The organism is Sorangium sp. So ce128, from assembly GCF_051525245.1.
Lineage (GTDB): Bacteria > Myxococcota_A > Polyangia > Polyangiales > Polyangiaceae > Sorangium > Sorangium cellulosum_B.
In genome coordinates, this window is the sequence record NZ_CP150313.1 from 2,979,591 (window position 1) to 3,006,588 (window position 26,998).

General features: G+C 71.4%; 20 protein-coding genes and 1 tRNA gene. 19 read left to right on the forward strand and 2 right to left on the reverse strand.

The genetic code is table 11. The features are described 5' to 3' along the window. The first annotated feature begins 146 nt into the window (after nucleotides 1-146). The 18 genes from WME82_RS11645 (at nucleotide 147) to WME82_RS11730 (ending at nucleotide 23,138) form a co-directional block, all read left to right on the forward strand. Nucleotides 147-219 (forward strand) — tRNA-Arg (locus WME82_RS11645). A gap of 823 nt (nucleotides 220-1,042) precedes the next feature. After that, nucleotides 1,043-1,636, forward strand: coding sequence for a DUF4255 domain-containing protein (locus tag WME82_RS11650; protein ID WP_438042888.1), 594 nt, complete (start codon nucleotides 1,043-1,045; stop codon nucleotides 1,634-1,636). Beyond that, nucleotides 1,633-2,532 (forward strand): hypothetical protein, encoded by a 900-nt coding sequence (locus WME82_RS11655; protein ID WP_438042889.1) that lies wholly within the window; start codon nucleotides 1,633-1,635, stop codon nucleotides 2,530-2,532. The genes WME82_RS11650 and WME82_RS11655 overlap by 4 nt, the downstream gene beginning before the upstream one ends. Before the next feature lie 27 nt (nucleotides 2,533-2,559). After that, nucleotides 2,560-4,443: a phage tail sheath family protein gene (locus tag WME82_RS11660; RefSeq protein ID WP_438042890.1), complete on the forward strand. Its 1,884-nt coding sequence runs from the start codon at nucleotides 2,560-2,562 to the stop codon at nucleotides 4,441-4,443. A 30-nt stretch (nucleotides 4,444-4,473) separates the two neighbouring features. Next, a complete protein-coding gene (locus tag WME82_RS11665; protein ID WP_438042891.1) occupies nucleotides 4,474-4,926 on the forward strand; it encodes a phage tail protein in 453 nt (150 codons plus the stop codon). Between the two features lie 7 nt (nucleotides 4,927-4,933). Then, nucleotides 4,934-7,624: a hypothetical protein gene (locus tag WME82_RS11670; RefSeq protein ID WP_438042892.1), complete on the forward strand. Its 2,691-nt coding sequence runs from the start codon at nucleotides 4,934-4,936 to the stop codon at nucleotides 7,622-7,624. 4 nt (nucleotides 7,625-7,628) lie between these two features. Then, nucleotides 7,629-8,135 (forward strand): phage tail protein, encoded by a 507-nt coding sequence (locus WME82_RS11675; protein ID WP_438042893.1) that lies wholly within the window; start codon nucleotides 7,629-7,631, stop codon nucleotides 8,133-8,135. A 3-nt stretch (nucleotides 8,136-8,138) separates the two neighbouring features. After that, nucleotides 8,139-8,909, forward strand: a complete 771-nt coding sequence (locus WME82_RS11680; protein WP_438042894.1) for a CIS tube protein — start codon at nucleotides 8,139-8,141, stop codon at nucleotides 8,907-8,909. A gap of 13 nt (nucleotides 8,910-8,922) precedes the next feature. After that, nucleotides 8,923-9,087 carry a hypothetical protein gene (locus WME82_RS11685; RefSeq protein WP_437299156.1) on the forward strand — a complete coding sequence of 55 codons (165 nt, stop codon included), beginning with the start codon at nucleotides 8,923-8,925 and terminating at the stop codon, nucleotides 9,085-9,087. Nucleotides 9,088-9,093: 6 nt separating this feature from the next. After that, nucleotides 9,094-10,155 (forward strand): phage late control D family protein, encoded by a 1,062-nt coding sequence (locus WME82_RS11690; protein WP_438042895.1) that lies wholly within the window; start codon nucleotides 9,094-9,096, stop codon nucleotides 10,153-10,155. Between the two features lie 4 nt (nucleotides 10,156-10,159). Further along, complete coding sequence (locus WME82_RS11695) at nucleotides 10,160-10,879, forward strand: phage baseplate assembly protein V (RefSeq protein ID WP_438042896.1); 720 nt, start codon at nucleotides 10,160-10,162, stop codon at nucleotides 10,877-10,879. Between the two features lie 7 nt (nucleotides 10,880-10,886). Then, on the forward strand, nucleotides 10,887-12,491 hold the full coding sequence (locus tag WME82_RS11700; protein ID WP_438042897.1) for a hypothetical protein: 1,605 nt from the start codon (nucleotides 10,887-10,889) through the stop codon (nucleotides 12,489-12,491). An 8-nt stretch (nucleotides 12,492-12,499) separates the two neighbouring features. Further along, nucleotides 12,500-12,892: a GPW/gp25 family protein gene (locus tag WME82_RS11705; protein WP_437299160.1), complete on the forward strand. Its 393-nt coding sequence runs from the start codon at nucleotides 12,500-12,502 to the stop codon at nucleotides 12,890-12,892. A gap of 13 nt (nucleotides 12,893-12,905) precedes the next feature. Then, nucleotides 12,906-15,200, forward strand: coding sequence for a baseplate J/gp47 family protein (locus WME82_RS11710; protein WP_438042898.1), 2,295 nt, complete (start codon nucleotides 12,906-12,908; stop codon nucleotides 15,198-15,200). A 1-nt stretch (nucleotide 15,201) separates the two neighbouring features. Then, nucleotides 15,202-18,117 carry a phage tail protein gene (locus WME82_RS11715; protein WP_438042899.1) on the forward strand — a complete coding sequence of 972 codons (2,916 nt, stop codon included), beginning with the start codon at nucleotides 15,202-15,204 and terminating at the stop codon, nucleotides 18,115-18,117. Then, nucleotides 18,114-19,901 (forward strand): hypothetical protein, encoded by a 1,788-nt coding sequence (locus WME82_RS11720; RefSeq protein WP_438042900.1) that lies wholly within the window; start codon nucleotides 18,114-18,116, stop codon nucleotides 19,899-19,901. Before WME82_RS11715 ends, WME82_RS11720 begins: the two co-directional genes overlap by 4 nt. An 18-nt stretch (nucleotides 19,902-19,919) precedes the next feature. After that, nucleotides 19,920-21,254 (forward strand): hypothetical protein, encoded by a 1,335-nt coding sequence (locus WME82_RS11725; RefSeq protein WP_438042901.1) that lies wholly within the window; start codon nucleotides 19,920-19,922, stop codon nucleotides 21,252-21,254. A 36-nt stretch (nucleotides 21,255-21,290) separates the two neighbouring features. Then, nucleotides 21,291-23,138, forward strand: a complete 1,848-nt coding sequence (locus tag WME82_RS11730; protein WP_438042902.1) for a hypothetical protein — start codon at nucleotides 21,291-21,293, stop codon at nucleotides 23,136-23,138. Between the two features lie 3 nt (nucleotides 23,139-23,141). Here WME82_RS11730 and WME82_RS11735 read toward each other — a convergent pair whose 3' ends face one another. Further along, the gene (locus WME82_RS11735) at nucleotides 23,142-23,852 is read right to left on the reverse strand and encodes a hypothetical protein (protein WP_438042903.1); all 711 of its coding nucleotides are present in this window, start codon (nucleotides 23,850-23,852) and stop codon (nucleotides 23,142-23,144) included. Between the two features lie 16 nt (nucleotides 23,853-23,868). Continuing rightward, nucleotides 23,869-24,654, reverse strand: a complete 786-nt coding sequence (locus WME82_RS11740) for a hypothetical protein (protein ID WP_438042904.1) — start codon at nucleotides 24,652-24,654, stop codon at nucleotides 23,869-23,871. Between the two features lie 313 nt (nucleotides 24,655-24,967). Here WME82_RS11740 and WME82_RS11745 point away from each other — a divergent pair, with 313 nt between their 5' ends. Next, entirely contained in the window at nucleotides 24,968-26,995 is a 2,028-nt protein-coding gene (locus WME82_RS11745; RefSeq protein WP_438042905.1) for an ATP-binding protein, read from the forward strand. Nucleotides 26,996-26,998 lie beyond the last annotated feature (3 nt).

Below are 26,998 nucleotides of genomic sequence, written 5' to 3' on the forward strand. Positions count from 1 at the left end.
AGCGCGCGGGATGGCGGCCAGCGGAGGAGCGCGGGCCGGTGAGGCGCGGCGGAAGAGCGGGCTGGACGAAGGCGTGGCTGGGGATCTGGCTTGATGCGTGAGGCGAGGTGTGCCAGGGTCCGGCGCCCGTAGCGGCTGTCGCCCCTGCCCCCGTAGCTCAGTGGATAGAGCAGCGGTTTCCTAAACCGAAGGTCGCAAGTTCAATTCTTGCCGGGGGTGCCGAAGGATTTCGGGCACTTACGAGAACGGGCCCGCGGGCCATGGGCCGATTGTGGGCTGCTCGATCTGCCCATGGCCCGCCGCGGCGGTGAGGTGCTCCTTCCAGCGGCGCGGCGCCTTCGCTGCCTGCCGTCGCTTCCTCGTGGGCCCGGCGGGAACCGCTATGTATTGGAGGACCCGGCCGGCGAGGTGCAGCGCGCGCGGCCGTGGCTGCTCGAGCGCGTGGTGCCGCCGCCTCCGCGCCGGCGGAGCAAGCCAGGGGGCGGCCCGACGGGCGAGCTGCCTGCGGACGCGCATCGAAATCGCGCTTTCACCGGGTGGGGTCGTCGCTCCCGCCGATCACGTCGTTCGTATCGTGAGCGGATTGCTCGTCGCGGAGGAGGTGGCCGTCGCCTTCTGTGCAAATAGGCATCGGTGACGTCGGGCAGGTCGACGAACGTCATGCAGCTGTGGTTTTCGGAGACGGAGCCGGACGGCTTGCCGCGACGGACATCGAACGCGCCCATCCAGGTCGGCACGCCGAGCCGATCGCGACCCCGAATGCGGCGGACCCTCGCGTCCTCGCCCAGGCAGCGGATCGCAAACCACCTACCTGAACCCGACAGCGGCCAGCTGGCGTTTGCGATTGCGATTGCGGAGACGCTGACCCGCTCGGGGCGGCGGATGTCATCGTCATCGAGTCACGGGTGTCCGTCCTGACGATTTCATGGTTGACACCAAGCGCGCTCCCCACGTTACATGGCGGACAGCTCTGAGTGTGTGTGCGAGGTCATCGTGAGACCTCGCCGCGGGGGTAGTCCTTTCTCTGGAAGGCGGGGCTGGTTTGGCTACGCACCACGCTGCAGCCGCGATTGGCGAGACGCTCGCGAAGCTCCTCGAGGGCGCAGCCCTCCAGAGCTCCGAGACGTTTCAGCGTGCGCCATTCACATTCGTGCGTGACCTCCGCAGCCCGCCCGCGCAGGGCGCGACGGTGTACCTCTACCGCGTGTCTGTTAGCCCGTCTCGGCACAACTTTCAGGCACGCACCAACCCCCAGGGGCAGCGATTCCGCGCGCCGCTGCCGATCGACTTCCATTACCTCGTGACGGCCTGGGGGCGCGACGCGAGGGAGCAGGGCGCCCTGCTCGTGTGGATGATGCGGCAGCTCGAAGATCTCGGCCCGCTCCGCGCTGCAGTGCTGAACCACCATTACGGCACCACCGCAGCTCCGTTTCATGAAGACGAAGAGGTGCAGGTCACGTTCGAGCCGCTGACCCTCCAGGACCACGTGAACGTCTGGGAGGTCGCCAAGGCGAGCATGCAGACCTCCGCGGCCTATGTCGCGCGCGCGGTGCCCATCGAGACCACCGAGACCGAATCGCGTCACGGCCCGGTGCAAACCAGGGAGTTCGTCGCAGGGCCGCAGGTGTCGCCGTGACGGCCGACGTGATGACCCGCGTCGCCCCGCTCGGCCTGCGCTTCTGGGACGAGGTGAATCGCGATCTCGTGCGCGACGGGCTCGCCGTCTCCGCGTGGCCCGAGTCGCTGCCCTCGCGCCCTCGGTCCGCCAGCGTGAATGCTTCGGGGGTGTGGGCCCTCCACGATCTCGCCCTCATGGCTGCGTTCGAGCGAGGCGCGGGCGACGCGAGGTATTGGGAGGCGGTGGCGTCGGGATCCGACCCCGCGCTCTCCCCGCGCAGGCCGTTCGTCGTCGAGGTGCGCGACACCGCCGGGCGCTTCTTGCCCGTGCGGCTGCGCGTCACGCTGCCCGTGCGAGGGCTCTACGACTGGCCTGCGGCGGCGGGGCTCGCGGCCGAGGCGCGCGCCCTCTCCGCGGGAGCGCCGCCCGGGGTGATCCCGCTGCCGGTCGCGCCCTCGCGCCCGGTTCGCGCGCTCGCGGTGGTGCGCGCCGAGCTCGCGGTCGACGGCGATGAGCCCGCGGCCAGCGCCCTCGTCGAGGTGTTTGCCTCGGGGCGCCTCGTGGGACGCGGCATGTCGGACGAGCGCGGCCGCGTGGCCGTGATCTTCCCGTATCCCGACACGCTCGTCGTATCGTCGGGATCCCCGCTCGGGTCGCCTTCGGCGGGCGCGAGCCCGTCCGAATGGCGCTGGAACATCGAGGTGGTGGTTCGCTACGCGCCGGCGGTCGCCGGCGCGCGCCGCGGCGACGCGCCCGAGCTCGCCGCGGTGTTCGCGCAGCCGCCCACCACGGCGCTCCTCCGGCTGAGCCCCGAGGAGCCCTTGAGAGACTTCGAGTTACGCCACAGGGACGAGCAGGTGCTGCGCACCGAAGGCGCCTCCGACGGGCGGCTCTGGATTCGAACCGTGATCTGACCATTCATCGACGAGGGAGAAGAATAGATGCCCGAGTACCTGTCACCCGGTGTCTATGTCGAAGAGACATCGTTCCGGTCGAAGTCGATCGAGGGCGTGAGCACCTCGACCGCGGGCTTCGTCGGCCCCTCGCGTTATGGGCCGCTCGACCTCGTCCCCGAGATCGTCACCAGCCTGGGCGAGTTCGAGCGCATCTACGGCGACGGCCAGAAGCTCGACTTTGGCAGCGACGAGCGGCACAACTTCCTCTGGCACGCGGCGAGGGCGTTCTTCGCCGAGGGGGGCCGGCGGCTCTACGTCTCCCGCATCTTCAGGCCCAGGTCCACGACCGACGACGGCATCGCGCATACGACCCTCGCCGCGGGCAGCCCCGTCGACGACGATCTCACCATTCGCGCGCGGTACCCAGGATCGGGCGGCAACGTCCGCGTTCGCCTCACGCTGCGCGCCGGGCAGAACGTGCGCACCGGCAGCGGCGCCGACGCGCGCCTGCGCGGCGCGACCGACCGCGACGTGGTGCTCCTGTGGGAGAACGCGAATGCGCCCCTCTCCCCGGGCCAGAGCCCCTTCTATATCGCCCGCCGCAGCGCCGACGGGGTCTGGGCCTTCACGCGCGACGGCGAGCGCGGGCCTGGCGAGATCCTGCTCACGTCGCTGACCGCGGCGAGCGACGTGCGTCTGGTCACCGTGAGCGTCCAGGTGTCGTACGGCGCCGGGGCCGACGAGACCTGGGACGGCCTCGCCCTCGACCCCTCGCACCAGCGCGACGGGGCCCGAGACTCGATCACATCGCGCTTTGCCTTCGATGCCGACGACCCGTCGCCGCTGCGCGCGATTCCTATCGTCATCACCGCAGGGGCCGCGCTCGATCACGGCGTCGGCATCACCGAGGCCCTGATCAACAGCAACCTCGGCCTCTCCTCCGCGCTGGCGGCGGCCAACTCGGTGACCACGTACGTCAACGCGCTTGCCGACCACGGCGCGCTCGAGGTCACCCTCGAGCACGGCAACGACGGCGCGCTGCCCGAGCCCGGAGAGTACGAGGGCCTCGACAACCCCGCCAACGCGCGCAAGACGGGGCTCAAGCAGTTCGAGGACCTGGACGACATCTCCATCGTGGCGGCGCCTGGGTCCTCGTTCGGCACCGACTCGGACGTCGCCGCGACCATCGCGGGCCACCTGGTCACGCACGCGGCGACCATGCGGTATCGCATCGCGGTGCTCGACAGCATGAACAACCAGGCGATCGGCGCCGTGCGCGCGTACAGGGCCCGCTTCGACTCGACCTACGCAGCGCTCTACTACCCCTGGGTGAAGGTGCTCGACCCGATCACGCGGGCGCCCATCGCGCTCCCGCCGAGCGGGTTCGTCACGGGCATCTACGCGCGCAACGACGTCGAGCGCGCTGTGTACAAGGCCCCCGCCAACGAGGTGGTTCGCCTCGCGCTCGGCTTCGAGGTCACCCTCAACAAGAGCCAGCAGGACGTGCTCAACCCCGAGGGCGTCAACTGCTTTCGCTTCTTCGAGGGCCGCGGCAACCGGCTCTGGGGCGCTCGCACGATCAGCTCGGATCCGGAGTGGAAGTACGTCAATCTCCGGCGCTACTTCGCCTATCTGGAGCACTCGATCGACAAGGGCACGCAGTGGGCCGTGTTCGAGCCGAACGGCGAGCGGCTCTGGGCCAACGTGCGGCGCACCGTCGAGGACTTCCTCTTCAACGAGTACCAGAACGGCGCGCTCCTCGGCGACCGGCCCGAGCGCGCGTTCTTCGTGAAGTGCGACCGGTCGACCATGACCCAGAACGACCTCGATAACGGGCGGCTCGTGTGCCTCATCGGCGTGGCGCCGCTCAGGCCCGCGGAGTTCGTGATCTTTCGCATCGGGCAGTGGACGGGCGACCGCAAGGTCTGATGCCAGCTCGCAACGGAGGGAGTGAGATCCATGCCAGTGCAGCGTGAACGACCGTACATGCAGTTCAACTTCCTCGTGGACCTCGGCACGGGCACCGACGGGCCCGACGCCGCGTTCCAGGAGGTGAGCAACCTCGGCACCGAGTTCGCCGTGGCCGAGTACCGCGCGGGCAACGACAAGGAGAACAACGTCCGGAAGTACACTGGCCTCAACAAGGCCACCGACGTGACCCTCAAGCGCGGCATCGTGGGGTACCGGTCGTTCTACGACTGGGTCGAGCAGGTGCGCCGCGGCGACAAGGAGGCCGTTCGCCCGTCGATCACCATCAGCCTCCAGAACGAGGCCCACGAGACCGTGATGACCTGGACCCTCAAGAACGCCAGGATCATCAAGTACGTCTCGGGGCCCTTCAACGCGAAGGGCGGCGATGTGGCGATGGAAGAGATGACCCTCGCCTTCGAACAGCTCGTGCTGGAGTCCTGACCCGAGGATGAGCTCCCGCGCGCCCCGACGTCTGCCCGGCGTACGCTTCGAAGCGCCGCCTCCCCGCCCGGGCGCGCTGCCGCGCATGGACGTGGCGGCGTTCGTGGGCTTCGCGGCGTCGGGGCCGCGCGACCTCCCCGTGCTCATCGAAGACCCTCGGCGCTTCGCCGACGTGTTCGGCGAAGACCTCGAGCTCGCGTGGGACGGCCGTCGCGGTGAGGTCGTGACCTCACGCCTCGGCGCGGCCGTGCGCGACTTCTTCCGCAATGGGGGCCAGCGCTGCTGGGTGGTGCGCGTCACAGGCGCTCAGGCCACAACCAACCAGTTCGCGGTGCCGGGGCTCATCGACATGAACAACCCCACGGGCCCAGGGATCACCCTCCAGGCGCGGTCGCCTGGGAGCTGGTCCGACCGGGTGGTCGTGGGCGCCTCGCTCGAGGCCACCGCGCTGCGCCCGGACCCCGCCTACGCCCCGGGGACGGCCTCATGGCTCGCTGCCATCGCCGCCTCCACGCCCCGCCTCGCGCTCGTGGTCGACGCGGCCTCGGGCGTCTCGCCGGGCGACCTCGTGCGCGTCACCCTCTCGCACTGGCCCGGCGCCACGTCGAGCTGGGAAGCGTGGCTGTTCGTCGATCGCATCGAGGAAGATCGCCGCGCGGTCAGGGGCTCGCGCAGGATCGAGATCGTGGGCGCCACGCCCGCCCGGTGGCTCACCCGCCTCGCGGCCGCGAGCGGCGACGCGCCCGCGACCTATACCCCCTCCGGCGCCCCGGCGGCGCTCCCGCCCGGCGCCGTGGTGCGCATCGACCGCGTCGAGATGGAGCTCAGGGTGCGCATCGAAGGCGAGGAGCGCTTCAGGCTCGGCGGTCTCGGGTTCCACCGCGCGCACCCGCGGTGGTGGGAGGCGCTCCCGCGCGATCTCGACTTGCTCCAGCGGGATGACCCGTGGCCTTTCGAGCATCATGCCGCCTTTCGCCGCGAGCTCCTCGCGCCGAGGTTCCCGCTCGCGTCGAGCCGCCCGTGTGATGTCGGCGCGACGGACACGGCCGCCCTCCCCCTCGCCATGGGGCCGTGGCCGACGTACGGCGCCCCCCTCCAACACGCAGCACCAGCCCTGGCACGGGATGGCCTCGCGCGCTTCGACGCCGCCGTCTTCGTCGCTCAGGGCCTCGCGGACCTCCTGCCCCACCAGGTGGCGCTCGAGGCCGAACACGTGCTCCGCGCGCACGACCGCTCGCAGGGCGCGCCGTTCCAGGGCGTGCACGCGATCTGGGCGGTCGACGAGGTCACGCTGATCGCGGCGCCCGACGCGGCTCACCGCGGCTGGGAAGCCGCTTCCGCGCCCGTCGACCTCGCGCTCGGCTTCGACGTCGCGACGCCCAGCGAGCCGCCCGTGGTCGCGCGCTGCGGCTGCGACGACAGCCGATTGCCGACCCCGCCGCGATGCCCCCCTGAAGAGGCGCCCGCCGGCGCGTTCGGCCCGTCCGATCGCGGGCCCGCCGCCCCCCGGAATTTCACGGTCGAGCCGCGCGAGGGCCCGCCCGAAGGTCCGGTCGCGCTCCCCGTCGGCGCGCGCGCGTTCACCCTGCGCTGGACGCATACCGATGGAGCGACGTACGTGGTGCGGGAGAGCACCACGCTCGAGCGTGGGAATGGGGAGATCCGCCTCCACGACCCGATCGTCCTGTACGATGGACCCGGCGCGGGCATCGATGCGACTGCCCACGTGCGCGCTCTCCCCGTATTCGGGCGCTCGCCGGGCTTATGGCACTATCAGGTGCGGGCCGTGGTCGACGGCGTCGCCGGGCGCTGGTCCAGCATCGTCTCGGTGAGGGTGACGACCCCCGAACGCGCGCTCCTGAGCGACGTCGACGACGGGGGGGACGCGCTCGCGCGGGTGCAGCGCGTGCTCCTGAGGATGTGCGCGGCGCGCGGCGACCTGCTGGCGGTGCTCTCGTTGCCCGAGCGCTTCCGCGAGGCGGAGGCGATCGAGCACGCGGCGCGGCTGCGCTCCTACGACGACCCCGCTGACCGCGCCGGGCTCCCCCCCGAAGCGCTGAGCTACGGCATGCTCGTCCACCCCTGGCCCGTCGTGCTCGAGCCCACGCACCGAGGGAACGCCCGGCGCACGCCGCCCGACGGCGCCGCGTCCGGCGTGCTGGCCTCGCGCGCGATCCGCCGGGGAGCGTGGATCTCCCCCGCGAACGAGGCCCTGGCCGACGTGGTAGCCCTCTCGCCCGCGCTCTCCCCGTCGCGGTGGGAGGCCCTCCTCGACGCGCGGGTCAACGTCCTGCGCCAGGAGGCGCGCGGGTTCGTGGCGCTCGGCGCAGACACGCTCTCCGACGACCCCGACCTCGTGTCGGTGACCGCCCGGAGGCTCCTCTGCTTCCTGCGCCGCGTGGCGCTCCAGAAGGGGGCGGAGTACGTGTTCGAGCCGCACGACGACTTCTTCCGCCGCGAGGTGATCGGCTCGTTCGAGCGGCTGTTCTCCGAGCTCTTTCGCGCCGGAGCCTTCGCGGGGCGGAGCCCCGAGAGCGCGTACCAGGTGCGGGCGGACACGACGCTCAACCCGCCGTCGGCGGTCAATCAAGGGCGCTTCGTGATCGAGCTCAAGGTCGCGCCGTCGATCCCCCTGAGCTTCATCACTGTACGGCTCACGCAGCGCGGCGACGTCACCGCGGTCGCGGAGGTGCGCTGACGCCATGGCCGAGCGCGAGACCGACCAGGTTGCGCGGCCCTTCATGGGCTTCGCCTTCGCCATCGAGATCTCGGTGCCGGGCACGGTGCCGCGCGTATGCAACGCGGCGTTCGCGGAGTGCGACGGGCTCGAGATGACCATGGACGTGAAGACCATCCGCCAGGGCGGCGACAATGGTCGGCAGGTGCGCCTCACGGGCCCGATGGGCTTCGGCACGCTCACCCTCAAGCGCGGGATGACCGCGAACTTCGACCTGTGGACGTGGTTCGACAAGCTGGTCGAGAGCCCCGGGCTCCGCGCCGACGCCGTGGTCGTGCTCTACGCCGCCGGACAGACCGCGAGCCCGGAGGCCCAGCGGGCCGTGAGCGCGTCGTGGGAGCTGTCGCGCTGCGTGCCGGTGAAGCTCAAGGCGCCGCCGCTCAACGCGCGCGATGGGATGGTCGCCATCGAGGAGTTCCAGCTCGCATACGAGTCCCTGCGGCTCCGGCCGCCAGGGCAGGAAGGACGTTGAGCGATGCCAGCGCCTGTGGTGCTCGAGAAGGCTTTCCTCGTCGCGGTCGACACGGCGGGCAAGGAGCAGGGCGAGCGGGTCGTCGTGCAGTTCAACCCCGAGAGCCTCAAGGTGAGCTTCGCCAACCAGATCGCCCAGCCCCAGGGCGGCGGCAACCAGAGCGAGAAGGACCCGCAGCAGTTCGTCGGCGCGGGGACGACGAAGCTCGCCGTGCAGCTCTGGTTCGACGTCACCGTGCGCACCGACGGCGTCGACGACGTGCGCAAGCTGACCCAGAAGGTCGCGGCCTTCATCACGCCCGAGCAGGACAAGAGCGACAAGAACAAGTTCGTGCCCCCGAAGGCGCGCTTCGGGTGGGGCACCTTTCAATACGACGGGATCATGGAGTCGCTCGAAGAGTCGCTGGAGTTCTTCTCCAACGACGGGCGGCCGCTCCGGGCGAGCGTGACCTTCACCCTGTCGCAGCAACGGATCACGAAGTTCGCGTTCGGCAGCGCGAAGGCGGCGTCGGCGCCCCCGGGCGCGCCCAACCTGGGTCAGAAGCCGCTCGACGCGGCGCCGAGCAACGGGTCCGTGCAACAGATGGCGGCCGCGAAGGGCAAGGGCAACGACTGGCAGTCGATCGCCGCGGCCAACAAGATCGAGAATCCCAGGAGCCTCGCGCCAGGGACGCTCCTCGACCTGAACGTGCGTGTGCCTTCGGTGCAGCCGCCGTCGATCGCGGCATCGCAGCCGCCGTTACCGCAGCCGCCGCGCGTGGGGCTGAGGCGTTGAGGAGGGAGCGCTGATGTCGGTCGTCATCAAGGAGTTCGAGGTCGCCCCCGCGCCTGCCGCGCCCGCGCCGACGTCACAGGCGGCGCCGCCCGGGAAGCCGCCCCCCGTCGATCCGAACGAGCTGCGGCGAGCGCTCGTTTGGCAAGCGCGGCGGGCGCTGCGCGTGAGGGCGTACTGAGCCGCCATGAACGCGCCTGCGACGATCAAGGATGCTCGGCCGACGTTCCTCATCGAGGGGAGCGAGGAGGTGGAGCTCGGCCGGGGGCTCATCGCGCTCTCGATCATCGAGGAGGCCGGCGGCCCCTCGCGCTGCGAGGCCACCTTCGGCAACTGGGGCACGAAGGATCAGACGAAGGACTTTCTGTATTTCGATCGCCGCACGCTCGACTTCGGCAAAGGGATGCAGGTGCGCTACGGGACCGACACCGTCTTCGACGGGCGGATCATGGCGCTGGAGGGGCATTTCCCCGAGGGCTCGGCGCCCGAGATCATCGTGCTCGCCGACGACAGGCTCCAGGATCTCCGCATGACCCGCCGTTCGCGGGTGTTCGAGGACATGAGCGACGCCGCCGTGTTCCAGCGCGTCGCGCAGGACCACGGGCTGCAGCCCGACGTGCAGCTCCAGGGGCCCACCCACAAGGTGCTCGCGCAGGTCAACCAGAGCGATCTTGCGTTCTTGCAGGGGCGCGCCCGCGCGATCGACGCCGAGCTTCACGTCGACGGGCGAACGCTGCGGGCGAAGTCGCGCGCGCGCGCGTCGTCGAGCCCTGTCGAGCTGAGTTATGGGGCGGCGCTCCGGTCGTTCAAAGTGACGGCCGATCTCGCCCACCAGCGGACCGCGGTGAAGGCGACGGGGTGGGATCCAGAGGACAAGCGGGCGCTCTCGTACGAGGCCACCGACAGCGCCATCCAGGCCGAGCTCGGGAACGACGAGAGCGGCGCGAGCGTGCTGCGCGCGAAGCTCTCGGAGCGCAAGGAGGTCGTCGCGCATGGGGTGACCTGGAGCGACGGGGAGACCCAGGCGCGCGCCGAAGCGCACTTCCGCCATGGCGCGAGGCGCTTCGTCGTCGGCGAGGGGGTGGCCGCGCCCGACGCGCAGCTCCGCGCAGGGGCGAGGGTGAAGCTCGATGGCCTCGGGGCCCTGTTCAACGGCACCTACCACCTCGCCGAGGTGCGATGGCTCTTCGACGAGGGCGGGCTCAGGGTGGAGTTTCGCGCCGAGCGCGCTGGGATTGGGAGGCCATAGACCGATGTCGCAACGTGACCCTCTGGAGTCGACGATCGATGAGCGCATCCCCTCGGGGCTTGGCGGTCGGTGGTACGGCGTCTACCCCGCGCAGGTGCGCGACATCAAGGACCCCGCGGGCAAGGGGCGGGTCAAGGTCGCGCTCCCGTGGTCGCCGGATCCGTCGGGAAGCGACGGCTACGAGGCATGGGCGCGCATCGCGGCGATGGGCGCGGGCAGGCAACGAGGCGCGTGGTGGATCCCTGACCTCGACGACGAGGTGCTCGTGGCCTTCGAGGGCGGCGACCCGCGCAGGCCTTACGTGATCGGCGGGCTCTGGAACGGAAAGGACGACCCGCCCGAGTCGATGGATGGCGCGGGGAAGAACCCGCTCAAGGTGCTCCGATCGCGCAACGGGGTGAAGGTCACCATGGATGACACCGACGGGCAGGAGAAGCTCATTCTCGAGACCCCCGGCGGCTGCAAGCTCACGATGCGCGACGGCCCCGGCACCGTCGAGATCGCGGACGGGAACGGGAACACCCTCAAGATGGAAGCGAGCGGGGTCACCCTCACGGCCAGCAAGCTGACGATCAACGCGGGGGCCAAGATGGACGTGACCGCAGGGATGGTGAACGTCAACGCGGGGATGTCGAAGTTCAGCGGGGTTGTGCAGTCCGACACGAACATCACCAACGCCACCGTGAGCGCGTCGTATACGCCCGGCGCGGGGAACATCTGGTGAGGCGCGCGTGACGACGAAGCATGAGATCGGATGGGTGACCGCGGCGCCCCTGTGGCGAGGCCGCGCGGTGGCGCCCGGGGTCATCGCGGCCCCCGATCTCCTGCGCTTCGACTCCGACGATTTCATGGACGATCTCACGGCGCTCCTCGCGAAGCGCCCTGCGGATCTCGCCGGCAAGATCGCGACGAAGAAGACCTACCGCGCCAGGCCGCCCGGGGCGCCGGGGGACTGGCCCCCTGCGCCCGCCGCGCTCCGGCTCTATCAACCCGTGCACGGGCATTTCAACCTCGTGATCGCGAGCCTCGTGTGCCATACGCCGGGGCTCCCCGACCACGGCGTCGACCCGGCGAAGGGCGAGGAGGCGTGGTTCGTGCTCCGGCGGCTCCGCAAGAGCGACGCCCGCGAGATGGCCTGGGTGACCGACGCGCAGAAGCGCCACGCGTGGTCGCCGATCGTGGGCGACGCGAAGCTCCACGAGGTGGCCGAGGGGGAGCGGCTCCTGCCGCTGTTCATGGTGCCCTTCACCGAGAACGGGCGCACGCGGAGGCTGTGGGCGGGGCTCATCCCGACGTCGAGCCGCGAGACGTTCGTGGCGACGCGCGAGGCCGTGCCCGAGGTGTTCCCGGACGAGGCCGCGACGGCGCCCGGCGCGCCGCATCCCAACGTCCCCGAGCCGCCCTTCACGGACCCCGAGCTCGTCGAGGCGCGGGCGCGCGTCATCGGCGGGCTCCAGGCGCTCGTCACCCCGCGGACGACGCTCGCGCAAACCTCCGCCGAGCGGCACGCGGAGGAGCTCATGGAGCAGGAGGTCACGCGCTTCTTCCTCCTCGACCTCGCCGACCTGCTCACGAGGTACGCGCCTTCGGTGATGGGCTCCTCACGACCGCCCTCCACGGCCCCGAAGGCTCGGGCGCTCTACGACCTGCTCCCCGCGACCGGGGTGCGCGCTCAGCTCGCGGTGGCGCTCTCGCAGTGGAAGGAGATCACCGGCGAGAGCGAGGGCACGAGCTCGATCACCGTGAACCTCCGGAACGTCGCGCTCGATGTGTATACCTTCGCGCGCGCGCTCGATGAGGCGATCAAGGAGCGCCTCGCGGCCACGCCGGCGCCGACGCCCGCTGGGGGCGATCCGGCGCGCCCCGGGGCCATGGAGCTGCCGCAGCTCGACGACAGCGAAGCGCGTTACGTCCTCCGTTGCGTGTACCGGCGGACCAGGTGCCGGCCCCCGCACCCCGACCTCGTGAGCGCGCGATCGGCGGAGTTCACCATCGCGCCCTTCTTCGATCCCGACGCGCCGGCGCGGGCCGTGCGCATCGCGCTGCCGGTCGACACGTCGCTCAAGGGGCTGCGAAAGTTCAGGAAGGGCGTGGCATTCCTCCTGTCCGATCAGCTCCGCAAGCAGATGAGCCAGGCGTCGAACATGAAGGAGCTCCTCGACGGCAAAGCGGGCTCCGAGGAGCCCTTCACGCTCGGCGAGATCTGCTCGTTCTCGATCCCGATCATCACGCTGTGCGCCTTCATCGTGCTGATGATCTTCATGATCGTCCTGAACTTCGTGTTCTGGTGGCTCCCGCTGCTGCGCTTCTGTTTCCCCATCATCAAGAGAAAGTGACGACGGTCATGGACGCAGGGAAACTCTATGGTCGTGGCATCTCGTTCCCGCCTCGCGTGGGCGAGGACGGGAGGGTCGCGTGGTCCGTGGGGGAAGAGAACATCCGCGACGCGATCCGGGTGATCCTCCTGACCGAGCCCGGTGAGAGGCTCCTGCGGCCCGACTTCGGCGCGGGCCTCAGGCGCTTCCTCTTCGAGCCGAACACCGTCACCACCCGCAGGGCCATCGAGGAGGCGATCACCGTCGCCCTCAAGGACTGGGAGGCGAGGATCGCCGTGGAGTCCGTGACCGTGGAGGAAGAGCCCGACGACCCGCGCGCGGTGCTGGCGACGGTGACTTACAGGCTCGTGGCGACCAGCGCGGTCGAGCGCGTGAGCCTCAGCGTGGGCGTGGCTGGATAAGAGGAGGCGCGCGGTGCCTGTTCGCATTCCTACGATCGATGAACGCAAGTTCCAGGACCTCGTTGACGAGGCGCTCGCGCGCGTGCCCGTCCACAACCCCGAGTGGACCAATTTCAACAAGAGCGACCCCGGCGTCACGCTCATCGAGGTCTTCGCGTTCCTCACGGAGTCGCTGCTCTATCGCGCGAACCTCATCCCCGAGCGCAATCGGCTGAAGTTCCTGTCGCTCCTCGGGGTGCCGCTCCAGCCCGCGTCGGCGGCGCAGGGCCTGGTGGCCTTCGCCAACGACAAGGGCCCCCTCGCGGTGCACACGCTCACCCGGGGCGTCGAGGTGCGCGCGGGCGCGGTGCCCTTCGTGACGGGGCGCGGCGTCGACGTGCTCCCGATCGAAGCCAAGGCATTTTACAAAGCCGACGTCACCGACCTCTCCGCCGAGGCGAAGGGGTACTACGAAGATCTCTACCGATCGGCCACGGAGGAGCGATCGGGCGCCGCGGCGCGCTTCTACCGCACGACGCCGCTGGAGAGCGCGGGGCCCTCCGGCGTCGACCTCGGGGGCACCGTGGGCCACGCGCTCTGGATCGCCCTCCTCGCGCGCCCCAAGGACGACGTCGAGCAGGCGAGAAGGCTCATCGCGGGCAAGGTGCTCACGCTGGGCTGGGTGCCTGTCGTCGACGACGCAGGGCGCGCGGTGACGCCGATGGCGGGCGCGGGCGCCGCCTCCACGGCGAGGCTCCTCTACGAGGTGCCGTGGATCGACGAGAACAACAAGGCCGTGCAGACAATCGGCGGCCTCCGCACGCCGCAGTACAGGCCGCTGACGGCGAGCCCGTCGGGCAACGTGCTGCTCGATCCCGGGGTCGTCGAGGTCATGCTCCCGCCCGAGGGCCGCTTCGGCATGTGGGACGACATCGAGCCCACGGAGGCCGGCGTCGGGGAATTTCCGCCGTCGCTCGAGGACACGACCCTCGATGAGCGGCTCATCACCTGGCTCCGCGTGCGGATGGTCGGCTCCGCGGCGGCGCGCGTGTTGTGGGCCGGGATCAACACCGTGCCCGTGGCGCAGCGCGAGCGGGTGCTCAACGAGACGCTGCCCGACGGCACGGGCGAGCCCGATCAGGCGGTGACGGTCGCGCGCAGGCCCTTTCTTCCGGGGAGCGTGCGGCTGCGCGTGCGCGCCCCGACGGCGAGCGCGTTCGAGGCGTGGGCGGCCATCGACGACCTCCTCGCGGCGGGTCCCGAGGTGCCGGCGCCCGATCCGAGGCTCCCGCCTGGGCGGCGGCAGGTCACGCCGGCGCCGTCGAAGGTCTTCGTCGAGGACGCCGAGGCGGGTGAGCTGCGCTTCGGGGACGGCCAGCGCGGCGCGAGGCCGCCGCGCGGCGCCAGGCTCGTCGTCGATTACGAGTGCTCGGTCGGCGCCGCGGGCAACGTGGGCGCCCTCGCCGTGAGCAGCGCGCCCGCGCTCCCGGCGGGGGTCACCGTCTCGAACCCCGTCGCGACCTGGGGGGGCGCCGACGCCGAGCGCGTCGACGACGGCGAGAAGCAGATCACGCGGTACCTCCAGCACCGCGACCGCCTGGTCACCGTGGCCGACTTCGAGGCGATCACGTGGCGCACCCCGGGCGTCGCGATCGGCCGCGTCGATGTGTTGCCGTCGTTCCGCCCCGTGCGCGGCGGCGAGCCGATCACCGACGCGCCCGGCGTGGTGACCGTCATGGTGGTGCCGCGCTTCGACCCGCTGCACGCCGACGCCCCGGAGGCCACGAGCGATTTCATCGACGCCGTGTGCGCGTGGCTCGACCCGCGGAGGCTCGTCACCACCGAGCTCATCTTGAGGGGCCCCGAGTACGTGGACGTGACCGTCTCGATCGGTGTCGAGGCGGTGCCCGGCGCGAGCGTTCACGATGTCGTCGAGGCAGTGCGGCTCGCCGTGAGGGATTTCCTCTCTCCGCTGCCGGCGCCCGGCGTCGAGAACATCGAGAAGGAAGTGGCGCTGCTCGCGCCCCCCGAGCCCACGTTCCTGCAGGTGCGCCGCGGCTGGCCGCTGCGGAAATCGGTGCTGGCGCTCGAGATCATGGCGGTCGCGAGCCGCGTCCCCGGCGTGCTGCTGGTCAAGCCCGTGGTGCTCGGGCGAGGCGCGGAGACGACGCCGGCGCCCTCGGTGGATCTCGTGGGGCTCCAGCTCCCGAGGCTCGCGGCGCTCTCGGTGATCGACGGCGATCCGCTGCCGCTCAGCGAGCTGCGAGGCGGGCCGACCACCAGCGGCGAGTACCTGCCTGTGCCCGTCGTGCCCGAGGTGTGCGGCTGATATGAAGGACGTCAACGGAACGAGGTACCACCTCCTGCTCGGGCAGGACGACTGGGGCGTCCCTGGCACCGAGTCGTCGCCGCTCACGAGCGATCGGGTCGTGTGGAATGGCGCGCGCAACGAGGTCTCGCTCCGGGCGAAGACATTCAGGTTTCGCACAGGCCGGAGCGACCGCATCCCGAGCGTGAGCGACCACCGCGGCGCCGCCATGGACCATTACGGCAACTGGTACTGGATCGATCCCTCCGAGCGCGCGATCGTTGTGACCTCGTCGGGAAGCCGCGAGACAGCCACGTTCTGGCCCGTACCCGCCGAGGCGCGCGCGGAGCGCGAGACCGGCGCGTTCGGACCCGCGGCTCCCGACGCGGCGCCGCCGCGCTGGAGGCTCTCGGGCCTCGCGGTGACCGACGACCATTACCTCGTTGTGGGCGCGCACGGCGACGACGGCTCCGTGCGGCTGCTCGTGTTCGACCTCTTCGGCGGCGGCGAGCCGATCCAGATGCTGTGGCCCAGCGCGCTGCCGCTCCGGATCCGGGATATGGCGCTCGCGCCCCAAGGCGGCCTGTGGATCCTCGACAGGGGTGATCCTGATCGAGGGGTTGAGGGCCGTTACTGGCGCCTCGACCGCCACCTCCGCGTCGTGCGGCGCGCCTCCTCGACGGCCTCGGCGCCGGGGGGCTTCTCGCCGTCGACGCCGGCGCCGGCGTCGAGCGAACAGAGCGTCGAGCCCGCGCGCCCGGTGGACGCGAGCGACGCGTTCGACGCGCTCTCGGGCGATCCGATCGCGATCGAGGGGCTGCCCGACGGGTCGGTGATGGTCCTCGATCATGGCGGGCCCGAGTCGCGGGTGAGGCTGATTCGCCACATGACGAGCGGGGGCGCCGTCACGAGCGCCCAGGTGGCCGAGCTCTCGATCTCGCGCTTCCAGGAGCTCCTCTGGGAGGGCACGCGCGACGAGGCGATGGGATCGCCGGGTGACGTGCCCGAGCTCACGCCGCACGCGTTCGACGTGGCGTTCGTCCCCGACGCCGGCTGCCCGTGGCCGTGGACAGGCGACGTGTTCCTCACGTCGAGCCATGGAAACCAGGCGTTTCGCGTGAGGCTCGAGGTCGACCGACCCGCGGGCGCTCTGCCCGACGCCCCGGACGCTCCGCCGCCCGTGCGGCTCGTGGCGCACACCGATTATGTGCCGATGCGCCTCCACGCGGGGCTCGGGCTCGTGACGGCCGCGGGGCGCGTGCATTACGACTCTGGCGGGCGCTGGATCCCGCTGGTGATCCAGCAGCGGCCGCGCTTCGAAGCCGAGGGCGAGATCGAGACCCGGAGCTTCGACAGCCGCGAGCCCGGGTGCGTGTGGCACAAGCTGGACCTCGACGGGGCCATTCCCGGCGGGGCCTCGGTCGAGGTGTGGAGTCGGGCGAACGACGAGCAGGACGCGCTCGCGCTCGGCGCGTGGCAGCGGGAGCCAGCGTTCACGTACAGGCGGCGCGATGGCTCGGAGCTGCCCTTCGTGCCGCAGGGCAAGCGCGAGGGCGAGGGGACATGGGAAGTGCTCCTGCAGAACGCCCGGGGGCGGTACCTCCAGCTGCGCCTGCGCCTCTCGGGCGACGGGGTGCGGTCGCCCTCGCTGCGCGCGCTGCGGGTATGGTACCCGCGGTTTTCGTACCGGGACCGATACCTCCCGGGGGTGTACCGCGATCACGACGTGAGCGGTTTTCTCGAGCGCTTCATGGCGAATTTCGAGGGCACCTTCACCGCGATCGAGGGGCGCATCGCGGCCGGGCAGATGCTCTTCGACGTGCGCTCGTGCCCGCCCGACGCGCTCGACTGGCTCGCCTCGTGGTTCGGCGTGCTGCTCGACCCGACGTGGGACGACCGGCGCCGGCGGCTCTTCATCCGCCACGCGATGCAGTTCTTCCAGATGCGGGGCACGGTGCGGGGGCTGCGCGCGGCGGTCGCGCTCGCCACGAGCGAATGCGTCGACGAGCGGCTCTTCTCGGACGAGGGGGCCGACGCGTACGGGCCCTTCGGGGTGCGGGTCGTCGAGCAGTTCAGGGCGAGGGAGTTCCCGGGGGCGCTGCTGGGCGACGCGAGCGGCCGCGACCCCGAGGAGACCCTCGTCGTCGTGGACCCGGGCGAGCCCTGGAAGCCTTCGGACGGCCTCGGGGCGCTCCTGGAGCGCTATGGGCTCTTCCTCGACCGCTGGCGCCGAGGTGAGCCGTCCGACGGCCCGCGCCGCGCTGGCGAGCCCGAGGCGCCCATCCCCGAGACCTTTCCCACGCGCGCGCGCGATGGCGACGCCGACGCCGACGCGTGGCGGGCCTTCGTGCGCGGTGTCCTGGCGCTGCCCGACCTGCCCGATGGGGTCGATGAGCCTGGCTGGCGCGGTTACCTCGAGAGCCGGTACCGGAGCATCGATGCGCTCCGCGCCGCGCACGGCACGGGCGTCGCGGGCTTCGGCGCGGTGATGTACCCGGACCCTCTGGCAGGCAACGCGCGGCTGCTCGACGACTGGTATCGCTACGAGTCCGCGGTGCGCCCCACGCGGAGGACGGCCCATCGCTTCACGGTGCTCGTCCCGGTGCCGCCGGGCGGGGCCGCGGACGAGGCCGCGCTCCGGGAGCGGCTCAGGGTCGCGGAGCGCGTCGTGGCGCTCGAGAAGCCCGCCCACACGACCTTCAACGTGATGTTCTACTGGGCGATGTTCCGCGTGGGGCGCGCGCGGCTCGGGCACGACACCCTCGTCGATCTCGGCGGGCGCGCGCCCGACCTCCTGCCCCCCGCGGTGGCTGGCAGGAGCTACCTGGCGCAGGCGTACGTCGCCACCGCGCTGCCCGACGGCGCCGTCGACCGGAGGCGCATCTCGGAGAGCACGCTTCAGAAGGTTCAAGGGGTTTCACAGGAGACGAGCGCATGAGTGTGTTCGAACCGTCGTCAAGGCTCAGGCCCATCGTGATCGATCCCCACAAACGCGTGAACTACACGCTGGGAATGGTGCTCGGCGTCGACGACTTCGTGCAGGAGCAGACCTGGCACGCCGAGTCGCTCCGCCACGTGGTGCGCGACCTCGTGGGCTACGGGACCGTGCGCGGGCTCAAGGTGACGACCCGGGGCGCCGCGAGCGCGCTCGAGGTGATCGTGCGCCCGGGGGTCGCGGCCACGCCCCGGGGCGAGATCGTGCGCGTGGCCGCGGAGCAGTGCGCGCAGCTCGACACCTGGCTCGGGTCAGGGGGGTATGCGTCGGAGCGAGAGCGGAGCGCGCACCGCAATGCCGTGGCGGAGGCGGTTGTGGCGGGCTCTCCCGCCGACACCGGCGCACTCACCATTTACGTGGTGCTCGACTACGCCGAGTGCACGACCGACAAGCGACCCATCCCGGGCGAGCCGTGCCGCAGCGAGGACGACGTGCTCGTCGACTCGCGCATCAAGGACGCCTTCTCGCTCACGCTCTCGCTCCGCCCACCGCAGCAGATCGAGCTTCAGGGGGCGCACGGCTTCGCGTGCTGGCTCGCGAGGGTCCCCATCGTCGACACGTCGCCCGTCGACGGGCAGCTCGAGGACTTCCTCGACGCGATCCGCGCGGCCGCGGCCGCGAGCTCGCCTCCGGGACCGCCGTTCATGCAAACGCCGCCGCCCGCCGGCCTCACCATCCCGCGGAGCGAGGCCGAGCGCTGGCTGCGGGCCGCGCTGAGGCTGTACGTGACCGAGCTGCGGTCGAACGCCGATTGGCTCGCGCTGGGGCAGGACGCGACCGGGGAGCCCCCTTCGCGGGAGCGCAACGTGCCCTCGGGGATCCTGCTCGCGACGCTGCACGTGCAGGTGGTGCGCAACATGCTGGACGCCGCGGCGCGCTGGGAGCTGTCGGCAGACCCGCTCTCGGTGACGATCGACGAGAGCGAGCGGCCGTTCCTCCTGCACTCGGATTTCTACAAGGAGTACCTGCTGTGCACGGCCGACGTGATGCGCGAGGGCAGCGCGGGGCCGGGCGTGCCGGGGCCTGCCGGGCCCCCTGGGCCCACGGGGCCTGCCGGAGCCGACGGCGCGCCAGGGGGGGGCGCTGGAGCGACTGGGCCTACGGGGCCCACTGGGCCTACGGGGCCTGCCGGAGCCGACGGCGCGCCAGGGGCCGCTGGAGCGACTGGGCCTACGGGGCCCACCGGGCCTACGGGGCCTGCCGGGGCCACTGGACCTGCGGGGCCTGCCGGAGCCAACGGCGCGACGGGGCCTGCCGGGCCCACTGGGCCTGCCGGAGCCAACGGCGCGCCAGGGGCCGCTGGCGCGACTGGACCTACGGGGCCCACGGGACCTGTGGGGCCCACCGGAGCCACGGGCGATACCGGTCCAGCTGGGGATTCGCGCACGGTGACGATCACGGCTGGCAACGTCATCGTGGATGGACCGGCCGTGAATGGAATGCGGGCCACGTCCGTCGGGAGCGGGCCACAGGGGCCGTTCGTGTTGATCGAGTTCGAATTCAACCCGGCGGCGACCGACCCAGCGCGGTTCTTTTTCGCGCTGCATGCGATTCCGGTGATCGACATCAGGGAAGAAAGAAGCGCCAACGTCACGGTAAACATCGTCCAGCCGTTCGAACACAAAGAGAAGACCGGGACGTTCCAGCTGCGGTGCCAGCGCGACGGCGAGAACGTCACCAAGCTCGTCTTACAAGTCGACATCGTGGCGTGGAGGATCGCGCCTTAGCGGGAGGCAACCAGCGTCATGAACACCGCGCAACTGCTGCAACCGCTGCTCGATGGCGGGATCCAGTCCATCAAGTTCTTCAATGGGCGTCTGCTCTCCGCCGAGGACCTGCAGCAGGAGCAGCAGGCGCAGCGGGAGGCGCGGGCGCTGCTCGGCGTGGCCCTGGGCGACGGCGTCGTGCACGGCCTCGAGGTCTCGCGCGCGGGCGCCGCGACCGAGCCCGTGCTGCGCGTCGAGGCCGGCCTGGCCGTGAACCGCGAGGGGGTGCCGCTGCACGTCCCCGAGGGCCTGGAGATCTCGCTCTCCCCCACGTCCCAGTCCTCGGTGAGCCCCGTGTCCGGCGACGGCGGCGCGGGGCTGTTCCACGTGTGCGACGAGCCCGCGCGCGGCGACTACCTCAGCGGCCGCGACCTCTGGATCGTCACGATCGGGCCTGCGCAAGGGACACGCGGCCGGGCGCCGGTCACGGGCCTCGGGAGCAGCGCTGGCGCGTGCAACGCGAAGTATCTCATCGACGGCGTGACCTTCCGGACGCGCTGCATCACGAGGCGCCTTTCGGCCAGCGCCTTCGGCGCCGACGAGGAAGAGCGATTGCGGAGCCGCCTGGCGTCGCGGTGCTTCGATCACGAGCACGCGCTCGACATGGCCCGCGATCCCTTCGGCACGCCGACGAGACAGCGGCTGGTCGACGATCTCCGCGCGGAAAACGTGATCCCCGACGCCGAGGTGCCGCTCGCGGTCTTCTACTGGAAGGCGGGGGTAGGGTTCGTCTTCGTCGACCGATGGTCGGTGCGCAGGCGGATCGCGCTCCGCGACCGCGGCGACCGCTGGAGCCCGCTGCTCTCCGACGCGTCGAGGGCGGAGTCCGAGGCGCTGCTCGTGCAGTTTCAGGAGCAGATCGACGATCTACTGCACATGAGCCTCGCGGAGCGCAAGGTGAGGGCCGAGGAGCTCAGGGCGTCGCGGTTCTTCACGCACCTCCCGCCTGTGGGCGTGCTGCCTGTCGTCGGCAATCCCTCCCGGGGAGGGTTCTCCGTCGCGGAGTTCTTCCACGGCCTCACGCTCCGACCGACGGGCGGCGCGATCCCCGAGGGGCCGCCGGCGTTCGAGGCGCACACGGTGATCGAGGGCTCGCGGGTCCGCGGGCTCCTCGAAGAGGCGCTGCGCCACGCGGCCGTGTCGACAGCCACCGACGAGATGTTCTGGATCTACCAGGTGCGCGAGAACATCCAGGCGGTGCGCGCGCCCGGGAGCGCGGTGCAGCCCTACGTGATCTTCGCGCGCGGGGCCGTCCCCTACCATGGCGGCGCGCCATTCAATGTGGCTCACTGGGGCTACGCCACGTACTCATAACCTCGGGGGGATATGGCCCTGTTGCGCGGAGATGCGATGACGGTCGAGCGGATGCGGGTGCGCGGCGCCCGCGATCCGCTCGCCGTGCGCCTTCGCGCAGAGTCCCTGCTCGGGGCCGTGGATCTGCGCCCTTCGTGGCTGCCCCCGGCGGCGGTGCTGATCGTGCGTTCGCTGCGCGTGCGCTCGTCGGCCGTCTTCGACCGCGGCGTCGACGCGTCTGTGCTGCGCGCCTGGGAGCGGGCGCTCCAGGCCGAGGTCGATCGCGTGGCGCGCGGCGCGGCGCGGCCCGCGCGCGAGGCCGTGCCTGCGGGGGCCGAGGCCGTGCTCTTCAACGACCACGCGGAGATGCTCGCGTGCCTCGCGCGCGACGCGTGTGACGGGGTGATCGCGGAGCGCTGGTGGTGGGCTGGGCGGCTCCACGCCGGCGGCGCCGAGCGGCTCGTGGCGGGGGCCTTTCGCGAGGCGCCGGAGCACGTCCCGGGAGCGCTGTCGGTGCTCGCGCGCAGCGGCGACGCGGTGCGCTTCGTCGAGGCGCTGACGGTCGAAGAGCGACGCGCGGTGCTGCTCCCGATGCTCGAGGTGCACGGGCTTCCGGCGCTGCGCGCCGTGTTCGAAGCGGCGCCAGAGGGCGCCACGAGCGAGCGCGCGCCCGGAGAGGACCGAGGCGAGCTCGCGTGGCGCGCCGTGGTGCCGGAGCGGATGACCGGGGAGACGTACGCGGACGCGCTGGTGCTGGTGGGGTTGATGCTGGTGCGCGCGCCGTCGCGGGTGCGCAGCGGCGCCTTTGCAGAGGCCGCGCGGCGGTGGGTGCACGGCGCGCGGCCGGAGCGCGGCGCGGGCGCCGCCGCGCGCGCCCTTTCCCCCGCGGGCGAGTCGGGCGCGGAGGCGCGCGAGCCCGGCGATACGAGCCAGGGCGCGGGGTCCACGGCGACGGACGGGCGGACGGCAGCGAGCGGCCCCGAGGATGCGCCGGGCGCCGCCGCGCCGATGCAGGTCGACCGGGCGCGCGAGGTCGCGCCGCGCGGCGATCGCTCGGAGCAGGCGGCCGCGGCGCCGCCGCCGACGGCGGCAGGCGCGCGAGAGACCAGCGAAGCGCACAGCGTCCGGGGGGCGCCCAGGAGCGATGCTGTCGAGGCCGCCGCGGGCGTCTCGCGGTCTCGCGAGAGGGCGCGAGACGACGTTGCAGCAGGGAGGGGCGCGGAGCCCGCGGTGGGACCGGGCCCCAGGCCAGCGCGCGCGCAGGAGCGCCCCGAGCACGCCGGGCCCGGCGACGAGGAGCCGAGTTACGAGGCCATCGATGCATGGGAGATCGAGACGGCGCTCGGGGGCGTGTTCTTCCTTGTCTACGTGGGTATCAGGCTGGGCCTTTATGGCGACTGCTTCACGCCGCGAGAGCCGGGTATCTCGCTCCCTCTGTGGGACTGGCTCGCGCTGGCCGGCCGCGCGCTGCTCGGGGAGGGGCACGAGGATGACCCCGTGTGGGGTCTGCTCGCGGCGCTCGCGGGGCGCGCAGGCTTCGAGGCGCCCGGGGAGGGCTTCGAGGCGCCCGAGGGGTGGACGCTCCCCGACGAGTGGCTCGTGGACGACGGCGTGGCGCCGGCGGAGAGCTCGAGCGCGGCGGGAGGGCGCGCGATCGACCGCTGGATCGCGGGCCTGATCCCGCACGTGCGCGCGAGGCTCGCCGAGGCGCTGGGCGTGTCGCGGGGCGAGGTCGCCGAGGTGATGCTCCTGCGGAGGGCTCGCGTGCGCGCGACGGCGAGCCGAGTGGATGTGACGATGTCGCTCGCCGACCTGCCGATCGAGGTCAGGCGCGCGGGGATCGACCGCGACGTGGGCTGGGTGCCCGCGGCGGGGAGGTACGTGGCGTTCTGGTTCGAGGCGTGAGCGTCAGCGGGGCAGCGGATTGTCGGCGAGGACGTCCGAGCAATTGTTTACGCCCTGGATCGTAGGCATGGGGCCGCTGCTGTTCTCGAGCTGCATCACCTGGAGCCCGGCGAGGCTCCCGCTGTCGAGCACCACAGGCTCACCAGCGCAGGGCGGTCCGGCGGGCGCCATGCTGACGACGCAGAACCGACTCGGGACGGTGCTCTTCAGGACGATCTCCCAGTTCTGAGGGGGCGCTGGGTTGGTGATCTCGCACGTCCCATCGTTGCGCGTGGTGTGAGCCAGGGTGAGCCTGAGGCGGTAGCGGTTGCGGCGGGTGTTGTTGGTCGGGCTATCCGCGGGAATGTTCGCGGGAGGGATCAACACCGCGCTCGCGCCGCTCGCGAAGAGCGCCGTGACCGTCGAGGCGCCATAGTTCACGGCGAAGTCGGAGCCCCCAGGAAGGAATTGCGTGGGTCCGCTCCCCGTATGGTCCTTGATCTCCATGCTGAGCGGGCCCTCGAACGGCGTGCCGTCGTCGCCCGTGCTCAAGGGCCCACCATCTTCCAATCGGAGGGGCGTCTGGTCGATCCAGATGTCGACCGCGTGAATCGACGCGCTGTTCGCCGCGCGCGCGGGGATGGTGACCCTGAGGAGGTTCTTGGCGCACGCAGCCCCCGAGGCTGCCGCGAGGAACGAGAGCGTGAGAACGAGGAACTTTTTGAGCGACCGCATGGGACCTCGTGGACTCCTAGCCTGAAGGGAAGACTCGTGCGTCTGCCTGGGCGGATTGCGGTGCACCCGTGACCGATACCCGCACGGACACATCGCGGCCGGTCAGGTTGACGTTAATCCGTGGCCTTGTGTCGGGAAAATTGAAGCTGATCTCGGTACTGCTGACGGTGACCGCAATGGGCTGCTCGCTTGCGGCGGGGTAGACGACCTCGGTGGTGCCCTCCACGAAGAGCAGATCGACCCGCGTCTGGTTGCCGGCGAAGTTCGTCCCACGCACCGTCACCGGTTGGCCGATGATCAGGTTGGTGCCCGAGCCGGGGCCCCTCACCTCGCTGATTGTCGGCGAGGGCTGCGTCGCGGTCGATCGGACGAAGGCGTAGTTGCGTGAGGCGCGTCCGTTCTCGTTCTCGACCGAAACGGCGAATGAAGCGCCCGACGCGCCGACCCCTGACAGCACCGTATCCGGCACGCGGAAGGTGAGGCTCGACGCGCTGGTTCCCGTGGAGGTGAACACATAGCTCTCCACGGGAATCGGGACCTCGTTGATGCGGATGATATTGCGCAGCGTGCCCAGGACCGGATCGTACATGGGCACCACGAAATTGGCGCCGCGGATCGTCACGTTGCGCCCGACCTCCTGCTGCCCGGGGGGCTCGAACGCGTCGATGCGCACGGCCGTCGGTTCCTCCCCTTCGATCTTTTCAACGCGTGAGGCCAGGGCTTCCAGCGCATCGAGGAGGAGGTTAAACTGCTGGGCGGTGATGAGATCGCCCGGCCGAACGCGCGGGAACACCGTGGCCATTCGCTCGTCTCCTTCGCAAGAGCTGAAACCCTGCACCCCGTGAGGAGGCTCCGGCGGTCCCGATCGATCGACACCTCGTCGCCTGCGCTTCGTTGCAGGTGCAGCACCCGGCGATGGTCGTGAAGCCCCAGAACCCTCTTCACCTACTGAATGTCGGCGGTCACCGTGCCACATTCGATTGCGCCCGGTCAATCGGTTTCATGACCCGCGGCGATGAACCTGATGGCCCTGGGAGCTCGTGCGGCCGTAGAATGACGGGGCATAACGATGGCGTTTCAAGCGCCCGGTGCGGATGGGAGGGGTAGCGGAATCGATGTTGAGCGAGGGAGCCGCAGAGCACTTTCGGCTGCACCTCTTCGCGGCCGTCGCGCGGGTGATCGGCGAGGCCGCCCGCGGCTTCGAGAGCGTCGACGCGCTCCTCGAGCAGCTCCCCTTTCTCGCGGGGTACCGCGACGAGCTCCCCGAGGGCTCGATCGAGGATCCCGCGTGGTGGCCCGCGGCCATCGCCGATTTCGAGCGCGGTACGGGCGAGCACCTGCCGCTGCGCGCGCTGCGGGAGGCCGCGGGGCTCGACCATGACGCCCTGACGCTGCTCCTTTTGCTGGGCCTTCAGGAAGAAGACCCGCGCTTCGGTCTGCTCTTCGACGCCGCGCAGGGCACCTCCGGGCAGCAGCGCCCCACGCTCGGGCTCGTCAATGCGTGGTGGCGTGGCGAGGTCGATCGCGGAGAGGTGCGCGCCCGCCTCCGGCGCCTGCGCGAGCTCGGGCTCGTCGGCGTGCTCAACCCCGACGCGCCGCGCACGCAATGGCAGCTCCATGTGCATGCTCCCGTGTGGGACGCGCTCCGCGGCGAGGCGAGCGACGGCGCCGCGGCGTGGCTCACGCATCGCCCTCGCGAGGCGCTCGTGCCGCTCGGAGGGCTCATCGCGCCCGAGGCGCTGCGCCGCGAGCTCGCGCGCCTGCCCGAGCTGCTCGCCTCGGGGGAGGTGAGGGCGCTGCTCGTCCGCGGCCCTCGCCATTGCGGCCGCCGGACGCTCCTCGGCGCGGTCGCGCACGCCGTCGGGCGTGGCGTGCTCGAGGCGCGCGGCCTCGCGCGTGACGACGACCGCTGGCGAACGCTCGGGTCCCTGGCGACGCTCCTGAACGCCGTCCCTGTGGCGGTCTTCGACGCGGGTCCCGGCGAGACCATCGATGTCCCGTCGCTCGCGGAGCGAGGCGAGCTGCTCGGTGTCGTCATGGGGCGGCAGGGGGGCGCGCGGGGCCCCGGCGTCGAGGGCGCGCTCACGCTCACGCTGGCGATGCCTGCGGCCGGCGAGCGACGTGCCCACTGGCGCGCCGCGCTCGGCGACGCGCCCTGCCCCGCCCTCGACGACCTCGCGTCGCGCTTCCGCATGACGAGCGGGCACATCCGCCGCGCCGCGCCGGTGGCGCGCTCGCTCGCCCGGCTCGACGGCCGCCGCGAGGTCGCCCTCGATGACGTGCGCCGCGCCGCGCAGACGCTGCACCGCCAGGCGCTCGACACGCTGGCCGCCAGGGTGACGTGCGAGGGCGCGTGGACGTCCCTCGCGCTGCCTCCCGAGACGCTGCGCGACCTGCGCGATCTCGAGGCGCGCTGCCGCCAGCGGGAGACGATCCGCGAGCGCGTGGGGCCGGTGCTGCGCAGCGGGCTCAACCCGGGCGTTCGCGCGATGTTCCAGGGGCCGAGCGGCACGGGCAAGACCTTCGCGGCGCGCGTCCTCGCGGCGGAGCTCGGCATGGAGCTCTACCGCGTCGACCTGGCCTCGGTGGTGAACAAGTACATCGGCGAGACGGAGAAGAGCCTGCACCAGGTGTTCACCCTCGCCGAGGAGCTCGACGTGATCCTCCTGCTCGACGAGGGCGACGCCCTGCTCGCGCAGCGCACGGGGGTGCAGAGCTCCAACGACCGTTACGCCAACCTCGAGACCAACTTCCTGCTGCAACGGCTGGAGGCGTACGAGGGCATCGTGGTGGTGACCACCAACGCAGGCTCGCACATCGACACGGCCTTTCAGCGCCGCATGGATGTCGTTGTGGACTTTCGCGCGCCCGACGCCTCCGAGCGTCACGCGCTCTGGCAGCTTCACCTGCCGCCCGAGCACGCGGTCGACGGGGCGCTCCTCGCCGAGGTGGCCTCTCGGTGCCAGATCACGGGGGGACAGATCCGGAACGCGGTGCTCCACGCCGCGCTGCTCGCGGCGGAGGTCAACGCGCTCGTGAGCAACCCACATATCGAGGCCGCGGTGGTGCGCGAATACCGCAAGTCGGGCGGGCAGTGCCCGCTGCGGCACCTCTCGGACTTCGCAAGGCAAGGGGGTCGCTGAGCC